Origin of the sequence: Enterobacter cloacae complex sp. ECC445 (assembly GCF_021892025.1) — a bacterium.
Lineage (GTDB): Bacteria > Pseudomonadota > Gammaproteobacteria > Enterobacterales > Enterobacteriaceae > Enterobacter > Enterobacter chengduensis.
In genome coordinates this window covers 81388-91047 of the sequence record NZ_JAKLRZ010000006.1, presented here as the reverse complement: position 1 = coordinate 91047, position 9660 = coordinate 81388, and the positions used below count along the sequence as shown (strand labels likewise).

The 9660-nt window shown below is 55.8% G+C and carries 13 protein-coding genes; 1 reads left to right on the top strand and 12 read right to left on the bottom strand.

What is annotated here, in order from left to right; all coding sequences use genetic code 11:
- Positions 1-248: 248 nt before the first annotated feature.
- The gene (locus tag L6R44_RS08010; RefSeq protein WP_237423802.1) at positions 249-950 is read right to left on the bottom strand and encodes a pirin family protein; all 702 of its coding nucleotides are present in this window, start codon (positions 948-950) and stop codon (positions 249-251) included.
- A 104-nt stretch (positions 951-1054) separates the two neighbouring features.
- Here L6R44_RS08010 and yhaJ point away from each other — a divergent pair, with 104 nt between their 5' ends.
- Positions 1055-1957: a DNA-binding transcriptional regulator YhaJ gene (yhaJ, locus tag L6R44_RS08005; RefSeq protein WP_032642292.1), complete on the top strand. Its 903-nt coding sequence runs from the start codon at positions 1055-1057 to the stop codon at positions 1955-1957.
- A 41-nt stretch (positions 1958-1998) separates the two neighbouring features.
- Here yhaJ and L6R44_RS08000 read toward each other — a convergent pair whose 3' ends face one another.
- The 11 genes from L6R44_RS08000 to L6R44_RS07950 all read right to left on the bottom strand — a co-directional run bounded on the left by L6R44_RS08000 (position 1999) and on the right by L6R44_RS07950 (position 9367).
- On the bottom strand, positions 1999-2364 hold the full coding sequence (locus L6R44_RS08000) for a DUF805 domain-containing protein (protein ID WP_032642290.1): 366 nt from the start codon (positions 2362-2364) through the stop codon (positions 1999-2001).
- Positions 2365-2470: 106 nt separating this feature from the next.
- Positions 2471-3457 (bottom strand): glutathione S-transferase family protein, encoded by a 987-nt coding sequence (locus L6R44_RS07995; protein ID WP_032642287.1) that lies wholly within the window; start codon positions 3455-3457, stop codon positions 2471-2473.
- Between the two features lie 72 nt (positions 3458-3529).
- The gene (locus L6R44_RS07990; RefSeq protein WP_023309292.1) at positions 3530-3922 is read right to left on the bottom strand and encodes a DoxX family protein; all 393 of its coding nucleotides are present in this window, start codon (positions 3920-3922) and stop codon (positions 3530-3532) included.
- A gap of 253 nt (positions 3923-4175) precedes the next feature.
- Positions 4176-4472, bottom strand: a complete 297-nt coding sequence (locus L6R44_RS07985) for a YqjK-like family protein (RefSeq protein ID WP_008503139.1) — start codon at positions 4470-4472, stop codon at positions 4176-4178.
- Positions 4469-4867: a phage holin family protein gene (locus tag L6R44_RS07980; RefSeq protein ID WP_014885329.1), complete on the bottom strand. Its 399-nt coding sequence runs from the start codon at positions 4865-4867 to the stop codon at positions 4469-4471. The genes L6R44_RS07985 and L6R44_RS07980 overlap by 4 nt, the downstream gene beginning before the upstream one ends.
- A gap of 1 nt (position 4868) precedes the next feature.
- Positions 4869-5174, bottom strand: coding sequence for a DUF883 family protein (locus tag L6R44_RS07975; protein WP_008503141.1), 306 nt, complete (start codon positions 5172-5174; stop codon positions 4869-4871).
- Positions 5175-5205: 31 nt separating this feature from the next.
- Positions 5206-5574: a DUF1090 domain-containing protein gene (locus L6R44_RS07970; protein WP_008503142.1), complete on the bottom strand. Its 369-nt coding sequence runs from the start codon at positions 5572-5574 to the stop codon at positions 5206-5208.
- Between the two features lie 143 nt (positions 5575-5717).
- Entirely contained in the window at positions 5718-6101 is a 384-nt protein-coding gene (gene mzrA, locus L6R44_RS07965) for an EnvZ/OmpR regulon moderator MzrA (RefSeq protein WP_032642283.1), read from the bottom strand.
- A gap of 2 nt (positions 6102-6103) precedes the next feature.
- Entirely contained in the window at positions 6104-6766 is a 663-nt protein-coding gene (gene yqjA, locus L6R44_RS07960) for a DedA family general envelope maintenance protein YqjA (RefSeq protein ID WP_032642281.1), read from the bottom strand.
- Between the two features lie 344 nt (positions 6767-7110).
- Entirely contained in the window at positions 7111-7887 is a 777-nt protein-coding gene (gene exuR / locus L6R44_RS07955; protein WP_237423801.1) for a transcriptional regulator ExuR, read from the bottom strand.
- 181 nt (positions 7888-8068) lie between these two features.
- On the bottom strand, positions 8069-9367 hold the full coding sequence (locus L6R44_RS07950) for an MFS transporter (RefSeq protein ID WP_045330851.1): 1299 nt from the start codon (positions 9365-9367) through the stop codon (positions 8069-8071).
- Positions 9368-9660: the final 293 nt, after the last annotated feature.

The window sequence follows — 9660 nt, the reverse complement described above, 5'->3', positions numbered from 1 at the left end:
CGCGAAGCGGCTATTTACCGCCGGGAGCCCGGGTCGCCAGGGTGGTGGCGATTGAGCCACCCTGGCACGTTCACCGGCATTGTCGTAACAGAGTAGCAAGGAACATAAAGTGAACGGAATGACCACTACAGCCGTATGTTCCCCCTCACCCCAGCCCTCTCCCTCAAGGGAGAGGGGGTTGTCCGTGCAGGTATTATTTTGTGGGGATTCCTCAGCCCTGTGGGAGAGGGTTAGGGTGAGGACATTCTTTAAACCGGCAAATCAATCAGCAGCGCGCGCAGCGGCGTATCCGCCACCAGGGTGATATGCGCTTCATCACGAATAAACGCCCCGTCACCGCAGGTGAGCGCCTCTTTCTCTTCCGCGTGCGTCACCGCATGCACCGTACCGTGAATAGACTGTAAATAGGCACGCGGACCATGAAGCTGGAAGCTAGCCTGTTCACCTTTCTTCAGCTCGATATGATGCAGCCACACCTGCTGACGCAATTGCAGGCTGCCTTTGCTGCCGTCGGGTGATGCAATCAGCTGCTGCCCGTCGCCCGTTAAATCTATCTTCTGCACCAGCGGATTTTCCCGCTCAGGGCAGGCGTCCAGCCACAGCTGCATGCGGGTCAGCGTTTTGTCTTTGCTGAGGTTGTGCTCGCTGTAGCTGATGCCCGGCTGCGTGGAAATTAACAGCGCTTCGCCAGCCTTTGCCTGGACATGATTGCCCTCGCTATCGCGGTATTCTGCCTCGCCTTCCAGGATCAGGTTCAGGATATCGACTTTCGGATACGTGCGCGGCTGGAAGGAGGTGCCCGGGGCGAGCACTTCCTGATTCAACACGCGTAATGACGCGTAACCAAGGAGTTTAGGGTCAAAGTAGTGTCCAAAGGAAAAGGTGTAGCGGGCCTGCAGCCAACCGAAATCGGCTTGTCCGCACTGTTTAGCTGTTCTTGTCGTAATCATAAACTTGACCTCTCTTTACACTAAAACAATGGTAAAGGTATGGACGCTTCATTGTTAGCCAGATATTCTGCCCGGTATGTTCAAATTTCCTGAATGAGAACGAGATGGCTAAAGAGAGAGCATTGACGCTTGAGGCGCTTCGCGTCATGGACGCGATTGACCGCCGCGGCAGTTTTGCGGCGGCGGCAGATGAGCTGGGGCGCGTTCCGTCTGCGCTGAGCTACACCATGCAGAAGCTGGAAGAAGAGCTGGACGTGGTGCTGTTTGACCGCTCCGGTCATCGAACAAAATTCACCAACGTGGGCCGAATGCTGCTGGAGCGCGGCCGCGTCCTGCTGGAAGCGGCGGACAAGCTCACGACGGACGCCGAAGCGCTGGCGCGCGGCTGGGAGACCCACCTGACGTTAGTGACCGAAGCGCTGGTGCCGACGGAAGCGCTGTTCCCGCTGGTGGATCGCCTGGCGGCGAAGGCCAATACGCAGCTGTCGATCATCACCGAGGTGCTGGCAGGGGCGTGGGAACGTCTGGAGACGGGCAGGGCGGATATCGTCATTGCGCCGGACATGCACTTTCGTTCCTCATCGGAAATCAACTCGCGCAAGCTTTACAGCGTCATGAACGTCTATGTTGCCGCACCCAATCACCCGATTCACCAGGAGCCGGAGCCGCTCTCTGAAGTGACGCGCGTGAAGTATCGCGGGGTAGCGGTCGCGGATACCGCGCGCGAGCGTCCGGTATTGACGGTGCAGCTGCTGGATAAACAGCCTCGTCTGACAGTGACCTCACTGGAAGACAAACGCCAGGCGCTGCTGGCAGGGCTTGGCGTGGCGACCATGCCGTACCCGTTTGTGGAAAAAGATATCGCGGAAGGGCGGCTGCGGGTGGTGAGCCCGGAGTACACCAGCGAAGTGGACATTATTATGGCATGGCGTCGCGACAGCATGGGCGAAGCCAAGTCGTGGTGCCTGCGTGAAATACCGAAACTCTTCACCCACCATAATAAATAAACGAGTAGGCCCGGTAAGCGTAAGCGCCACCGGGCGTTATTTTACGCGCCGATCTTAGGATCCGGACCAAAGCGGTTTTCGCCCGGCGTGCCGCTCTGGCAGTTGAAGATCAAAATCACAATCCAGCCCACGATCGGGATCAGCAGCAGCAATAACCACCACGCTGAACGATCGGTGTCGTGCAGTCGACGGAACAGAACCGCCCAAGATGGCAGCAGGACTAACAGGCCATAAATGGTGGTCAGCACGCCTTCACCGCCAGCCCGCTCCCAGCCCAGAATTTTATCCACGATGCTTAGCACCAGCGCGAAGATGAAGTTCACCAGAATGAACATCCAGTACTCTTTGCGGCGGGCGCGGCCACCAAATCCAATGTAGTTGCGCAGTACTTTTAAATACCAGTCCATTTTCCTTGCCTCATTAGTCAGTCAATCACTTGTTTTCTAAGCGATCGAGGTAAGGATAGATGGAGAATGTGAATTAAAAAAGGGCATCCATTGATGCCCTTGATAATTATCCAAAACGGACGTCGCGACCGTGCGGTTCATCCAGGTCCTGCCACGGGCCGATGGAGATAATGCCCGTCGGGTTAATGGTCTTATGGCTGCGGTAATAGTGGGTGCGGATATGGTCGAAGTCGACCGTTTCGGCGATGCCCGGCATCTGGTAGAGGTCGCGCAGGAAGCCGTGCAGGTTCAGGTAATCGCTGATGCGGTGCTTATCGCACTTAAAGTGGGTGACATAGACCGGATCAAAGCGCACCAGCGTGGTCCACAGGCGAATGTCCGCTTCCGTCAGGCGATCGCCCGTCAGGTAGCGATGCTGGCCCAGGATCTGCTCCAGACGCTCCAGCGATTCAAACACCTTCCCGACCGCTTCGTCATACGCTTCCTGGCTGGTGGCGAAACCAGCCTTGTAGACGCCGTTGTTGACGTTGTCGTAGATCCAGCCGTTCAGCTCATCAATCTTATCGCGCAGTTCCGTCGGGTAGTAATCCCCGGCGCGGGCGCCGTGCGCGTCAAATGCGGTATTGAACATGCGGATGATTTCCGCAGACTCATTGCTGACAATCGTCTGGTTTTTCTTGTCCCACAGCACCGGCACGGTCACGCGCCCGGTATAGTGCGGGTCTGCGCGCAGATAAAGCTGGTAGAGGAAATCATGGTGATAAAGATCGTCGCCGGTGGCGGCGGGGAAATCACTGTCGAACGTCCAGCCGTTTTCCAGCATCAGCGGGTTGACCACCGAAACCGGAATCAAGGATTCAAGACCTTTAAGCTTGCGCACGATCAGCGTGCGGTGTGCCCACGGGCAGGCAAGGGAAACATAAAGATGATAACGATCTTTCTCCGCCGCGAAGCCGCCTTCGCCGCTTGGGCCAGGTGCGCCGTCGGCGGTCAGCCAGTTACGGAAGGCCGAAACAGAGCGCTTGAAGCGTCCACCGGTGGATTGAGTGTCATACCAGACATCCTGCCAGACGCCGTCTACGAGTTGTCCCATTTGTTTCTCCTCCGTCAGATAGCAAAAGCGAGGAGATGTCTCCTCGCTTTGGGTTTATTCAGTATAGCGTGCTTACCATTTCTTATTCAGAACGCGGTCGATGCTGTATGCGCCCGGACCGGTGACGGCCAGCAGCAGGAAGCCACCCGCGATGGTCAGGTTTTTCATGAACATCAGGGAGTTCACGCCTTCCGCAAAGTTGCTGTGGAAGATGAACGCCGTCAGCACGGTGAAGCCTGCGGTAAACAGCGCGGTGGTGCGGGTCAGGAAGCCGAACAGCACTGCCAGGCCGCCGCCGAACTCAAGAAGAATGGTCAGCGGCAGCAGGAACCCCGGAACGCCCATGGCTTCCATATACTGCTGGGTACCCGCATAACCGGTGATTTTGCCCCAACCAGCCACGATGAACAGAATTGGCATCAGAATACGCGCTACCAGTACACCAACATCTTCTAATTTTTTCATTTTACTCTCCAGGAAACCACATCAGCGGCTGAACGTTATTTGTCTGCAATTCCGGGTAGATACCGCGTCGTTGCTGTCGATGGAGAGCATCATAAACGTGACGGTTGGCGATTGTTAGCAAGGAAAACTGTCAATCTTCTTCAAAGATATTGAGTAAGGTAACGTGCGCGCTGGTACCCTCACCCCAGCCCTCTCCCACGGGGAGAGGGTGTAAAAACAAAAAACGGTAACCAGGGTTACCGTTTTGCGTTTATTACCGCAGCTGCTGCTGTCGAATCGTGGCTTTCACCAGACGCCAGGCGCTCCAGGCACCAAATCCACGGCGCGCCCAGCGGATCAGCATATTTGGATGACGAACCGTCCAGATAGCCATCACGCTGCTGCCGACCAGCGCCCATGAACGCAGGCTCAGGAAGGTGTTCCAGCCCCGGTCAAACCGTCGCGTCGCGTCAATCCAGTCGCGGCGGCTCGCCGACAGATCCAGCCGCTGCTGCTGGATCTGGCTTAGCAGGTACGCTTTTCGCTTTTGACGTTCGGCTTTACCGCTCACGGCTTGTCATCCTCCAGCAGGGCGCGATCGTTAGCCAGCTCCTGACGCGTATGGCGCAGGAAAGTAGACTTGCGCGCTTTACGCAGCGTCCAGATACCGCCTATCAAGGCTGCGACCAGCAGAACGACTGTGGTGGCAATCATTGCGTTAAGACGATACTGCGGGTCAATGGCCCAGATGATTAACACCATCAGGCTCATCAAACCAAACGCGGCGAAGAGCATGGTTAGCCCGAGCATCAGCAGCATCTGGAAGAGGTTCGCTTTCTCCTCTTCCAGCTCGACCACTGCCAGGCGGACGCGCGTTTCGGCAATCCCGACCAGCGTCGTTAAAATACGCTGGCCGATGCCGAGGACGTTGTTAGCAGGCCCTTGTGCGTGACGAGGATCTTCCATATCAACGACGCGTCAGAAGGACACCCAGTACCACGCCCACTGCGGCACCAATCCCTACACCCGTCCATGGATTATCACGCACGTATTCGTCCGCGCGCGCGGCCGCTTCACGGGTCTGTTTCGCCAGCGCATCACCGGTTTCACCCAGACGATAGCGGCTCTCTTTCAGCGCCTGCTCAGCCTTGCTGCGCAGCTTGCTGACCTCTTCTTTCGATTTATCAGCCGAGGAGTTCAGCACCTCTTCAAGGGTATCGGCCAGGGATTTCAGTTCAGCGCGCAGATGTTCAGACGTCGTATCTTTTGACATGATTCTCTCTCCTGTTGAGATTTCCGTTAACTCAATAATCGCGAGCTTCCAGCGCTTTCAGGTCGTCCTGCGCTTCTTTCAGCTTCTTCTCGCGCTTCGCAATTTTTTCCGCATCCCCTTTCTCTTTCGCTTCCTGCAGGTCGCGACGGCGCTCGGCTATCTCGTCCTTCTGTTCAGCGATTTTTTTCTGGTGGTCGGCACGCAGCTTGCTGTCAGAACAGTTCGCTTTCACTTCGCTGAGCGCTTTTTTAAGACCATCAACACGATGCTGATTGTTATGCTTTTCGGCATAACCGATCTCACGCTGAATATCCTGTTCTTTCTCCTGACAGAGAGAGTTGGCGAAGGATGCTGTGCTTAAAGAAAAAAGGGCCAGAGCCAGAGTCATGCGGAATTTCATTATCGAAACCTTCCATTGTGCTGCGGCGTAAGCCGCTATCCAAAGTTATGCGGAGTACATTCGAGGGGTGCTCCGCGTACTTAAGCATAGTAAGTAAACGGGGGAATCACCAAAGTGAGTGAAAAGATTCGGAATCCTGGAAGTTATCCAAACCGATGCGACGTATCGCGAATCAATGAGAGCCAGGCTGCAGGCTGGCTATCATCTTCCTGCTGAGCAATGATATACCCGTGCGGCAGCGTACGGTCGAGAACCACTTTCGCGGCGGCACTTTGCGCACGGGAATCAAACTTGATCAGTAAAACATCGTCCTGCGGGGTGATGCTCTTAAAGCGGATCCCGTTCGCGTCCAGATGATGCCAGACGGAAAAACCGTCAGGCACGCTGACACCCTGGTTTATCGGGCGAATGGCCAGCGTCGATTCCTGATGCGAAAGCGCGCGCCATGCCAGCAGCAGGGCGCTGAGTACCACCAGCGTAATCACGGCAAAGGCAAAACGGCGCAAAGCGAGCGGTGAGATAACCATCGTCAGCCTTTGGCCCCGTATTTCTTTTTCCACAGGACGACCAGGGAGCCAACCAGGCCGAAGACCAGCAGCACCACAGGCAGCAGCATCAGGCAGGACATCAGCTGGTCTTCATATTTCATAAAGACCGGCGTTTTACCCAACGCATAGCCGAGCGTCGTCAGAATAAGCACCCATAACAGACCGCTCATCCAGTTAAAGAACTGGAAGCGCGCGCTGCTCAGCCCCGACAGGCCGGCAATGGTGGGCAGCAGGGTGCGAACAAAGGCGATAAAGCGGCCAATCAGCAGCGCGGAAAGACCGTGCTTGTGGAAAAGGTGGTGCGCCCGCTGGTGGTAATGGGCGGGCAGGTGCGAGAGCCAGTTCTGGACGATCCGGGTATTGCCCAGCCATCTTCCCTGGATATAGCTCACCCAGCAACCGAGGCTTGCGGCGACGGTCAGTAATAAAATGGTTTGTGGGAACGCCATCGCCCCTTTGGCACACAGCACGCCAACCAGCACCAGTAAACTATCGCCGGGGAGGAAGGCAGCAGGCAGCAAACCGTTCTCAAGGAACAGGATCATAAACAAGACGAAATAGAGCATGCCAATCATGGAAGGGTTGGCCAGCGTTTCAAAATCCTGCGCCCAGAGGGCATGCAGTAGTTGGGTCAAAAGTTCCATTCAGTGTTCCTGGAAATCGGTTAACGTCACGCCTGTTATCCGGGACAAACAGCACGGCGACATTGTTGTGATTTCATTATGGTCGCTCGCGGACACATTACGGTGTGGCCAACACTGTTCCCTGTTAATTGGCTGGTTAGCAAGCACTAACTTACAAAATAAGGAATTGAATCCAATTGTAACAAAGCCCAACGTTCTGCGTCACAGAATTTGCAGGGGCGAATTGATTTTGGCGTAAGCCCAAGACGTGAGCGAGGGGATTTACAAAGGCTGACACTATATATGTTTTGCTTACCCATATAAGCCGGAAGGCGCAGCGTAGCGCCTGCCAGCCGAAACGTCAGCTATTTTGCGGCACTGGACGCCGTATCGAGATGAACAACCGGATTATCGGCAAAAAGATAGCGGTCAGCGTTGAATTCGAAGTCATCGCTGGTTTCATTGAACAGCATCTGCTTGGTGTTTTCCAGGTGCTGCCACATCGCCAGCTTAGCGGCATGCGGATCTTTGCGAATCAGCGCCTTAAGGATTTGATCGTGATCGTCGCACCAGTTGTCGACGGTACGGGAATCGATGTGGTCGTGCAGTTTTTTCCAGTACGGGTTGTGAACGCGCTGAGTCCACATTTTCTCAACGATTGCCGCCAGCGCCGTGTTTTGGGTTGCCAGAGCGACCTGAACGTGGAACTGCAGATCCCACTCGGAATCGCGGAAACATTTTTCCTTACGCGCGTTCTCCTGGATCTCCATCAGCTTCATGATGTCCTGCTTGGTCACCTGCGTCGCGGCGAATTCGGCAATATTGCTTTCGATGAGCTGGCGAGCCTGGAGCAGCTCGAACGGACCATAGCTGGCGAATTCCATACTTTCGTCCGCGACGGGAGAGTGCTTGGGCAAATTGGATATGACGTGAATGCCGGAGCCTTTGCGTACCTCAACGTAGCCTTCTACTTCCAGCATGATGATCGCCTCGCGCACCACGGTGCGGCTGACGCTTTTTTCATCCGCTATGAAGCGCTCGGCGGGAAGTTTATCACCGACAAGATAGACCCCTTGCTCGATGCGATCTTTCAGCTCCGCAGCAAGCTGTTGATATAAACGACGTGGTTCGGTGATTTCCATATGCGCTCCAGGCAGGGTACGGCAGATGATTTGTTATACCACTTTTGCGTACTACTCTCCAGATTTTGCCATGAAAAAAGCCGCTACTGAGCGGCCTTTAAATGCCCGGCGGCGCTTCGCTTGCACGGGCCTACGGGTTTTTAGGACGGGTAAGGCGAAGCCGCCACCCGGCACAGCAACGCTAGCTCTGCGTCGCGGGGCTACCAACCGTCTCTTTTTGCAGCTCCTCGGCGGATTTGTTTTTCAGCACCGTCCAGATCACCACCGCGCCCAGCAGGTCGAAGATGGCCAGCACGGCGAACAGCGGGCTAAAGCCGATGGTGTCCGCCAGCGCGCCGACCACCAGGGCGAACATCGTGCTCGCGGTCCACGCCGCCATACCCGTCAGGCCGTTAGCGGTCGCCACTTCGTTACGGCCAAAGACGTCAGACGAGAGCGTAATCAGCGCGCCGGACAGGGACTGGTGCGCAAATCCACCGATGCACAGCAGGGCAATGGCCACATACGGGCTGGTGAACAGGCCGATCATCCCCGGGCCAATCATCAGCAGCGCGCCCATGGTCACCACCATCTTACGGGAAACAATCAGGTTCACACCAAACCAGCGCTGGAACAGCGGTGGCAGGTAGCCGCCGACGATACAGCCCAGGTCCGCGAACAGCATGGGCATCCAGGCGAACATGGCGATCTCTTTCAGGTTAAAGCCGTACACTTTAAACATGAACAGCGGGATCCACGCGTTGAAGGTACCCCAGGCCGGCTCAGCCAGGAAACGCGGCAGGGCGATACCCCAGAACTGACGGGTTCCCAGGATCTGCCAGACGGACATTTTCTTGCCGTTATTGACCTGATGCTGCGCTTCCTGACCGCCAATAATGTATTCACGCTCTTCTTCAGACAGTTTTTTCTGGTCGCGCGGATGCTTGTAGAAAATCAGCCACGCCATGGCCCACGCGAAGCTCAGCACGCCTGAGATAATGAACGCCAGCTGCCAGCTGTGCATCACGATAGCCCACACCACCAGCGGCGGCGCAATCATCGCGCCAATCGACGAACCCACGTTAAAGTACCCGACTGCAATGGAACGCTCTTTCGCCGGGAACCACTCAGAGCTGGCCTTCAGCCCTGCCGGGATCATCGCGGCTTCGGCGGCACCTACTGCACCACGCGCCAGCGCGAGCCCGCCCCAGCTGCCTGCCAGCGCCGTGGCGCCACAGAAAATAGCCCAGGTGACGGCGAAGAAGGCATAGCCGATTTTGGTGCCTAAAATATCCAGAACATAGCCAGCAACCGGCTGCATGATGGTATACGCCGCGGAGTAGGCCGCGATGATGTAGGAATATTGCTGGGTCGAAATGTGCAGCTCTTCCATTAGCGTAGGCGCAGCCGCCGCTATGGTGTTACGCGTCAGGTAGCCCAGCACGGTGCCTAACGTCACCAGGGCGATCATATACCAACGTAACCCTTTAATTTTACGCATCTAAAACCTCATCGTCATGTTATGTCCGCGCCTGGGCGCGGCAACTTCTCAACCGTTTCCGGGAGCAGTTGTGTAACGGGAGGGGCGTAGCCGGGAGCATGTCCCGGAACGGCCCGAACCTTGCCATAAGTAAGCGTGCATAAGTCGGTATCCGTACCGTTAAACCCGATGTATCAAACATCGGTAATGCATTCCGTCGGCGTATAGTTTGCGACGGCGAAAAGATAACTTGTCATACAACTTTAAAAGGTGAGTGACATCACAAATGTATGATTCTTTGTGGGGACATTCAT

What these genes read in the sequence shown, in the direction of transcription:
- L6R44_RS07950 (WP_045330851.1), bottom strand. Translation starts at nt 9,367, where the DNA reads ATGCGTAAAATTAAAGGGTTACGTTGGTATATGATCGCCCTGGTGACG.
- yhaJ (WP_032642292.1), top strand. Translation starts at nt 1,055, where the DNA reads ATGGCTAAAGAGAGAGCATTGACGCTTGAGGCGCTTCGCGTCATGGAC.
- mzrA (WP_032642283.1), bottom strand. Translation starts at nt 6,101, where the DNA reads ATGGTTATCTCACCGCTCGCTTTGCGCCGTTTTGCCTTTGCCGTGATT.
- L6R44_RS07995 (WP_032642287.1), bottom strand. Translation starts at nt 3,457, where the DNA reads ATGGGACAACTCGTAGACGGCGTCTGGCAGGATGTCTGGTATGACACT.
- L6R44_RS07970 (WP_008503142.1), bottom strand. Translation starts at nt 5,574, where the DNA reads ATGAAATTCCGCATGACTCTGGCTCTGGCCCTTTTTTCTTTAAGCACA.
- L6R44_RS08010 (WP_237423802.1), bottom strand. Translation starts at nt 950, where the DNA reads ATGATTACGACAAGAACAGCTAAACAGTGCGGACAAGCCGATTTCGGT.
- L6R44_RS07980 (WP_014885329.1), bottom strand. Translation starts at nt 4,867, where the DNA reads ATGGAAGATCCTCGTCACGCACAAGGGCCTGCTAACAACGTCCTCGGC.
- yqjA (WP_032642281.1), bottom strand. Translation starts at nt 6,766, where the DNA reads ATGGAACTTTTGACCCAACTACTGCATGCCCTCTGGGCGCAGGATTTT.
- L6R44_RS07990 (WP_023309292.1), bottom strand. Translation starts at nt 3,922, where the DNA reads ATGAAAAAATTAGAAGATGTTGGTGTACTGGTAGCGCGTATTCTGATG.
- exuR (WP_237423801.1), bottom strand. Translation starts at nt 7,887, where the DNA reads ATGGAAATCACCGAACCACGTCGTTTATATCAACAGCTTGCTGCGGAG.
- L6R44_RS07975 (WP_008503141.1), bottom strand. Translation starts at nt 5,174, where the DNA reads ATGTCAAAAGATACGACGTCTGAACATCTGCGCGCTGAACTGAAATCC.
- L6R44_RS08000 (WP_032642290.1), bottom strand. Translation starts at nt 2,364, where the DNA reads ATGGACTGGTATTTAAAAGTACTGCGCAACTACATTGGATTTGGTGGC.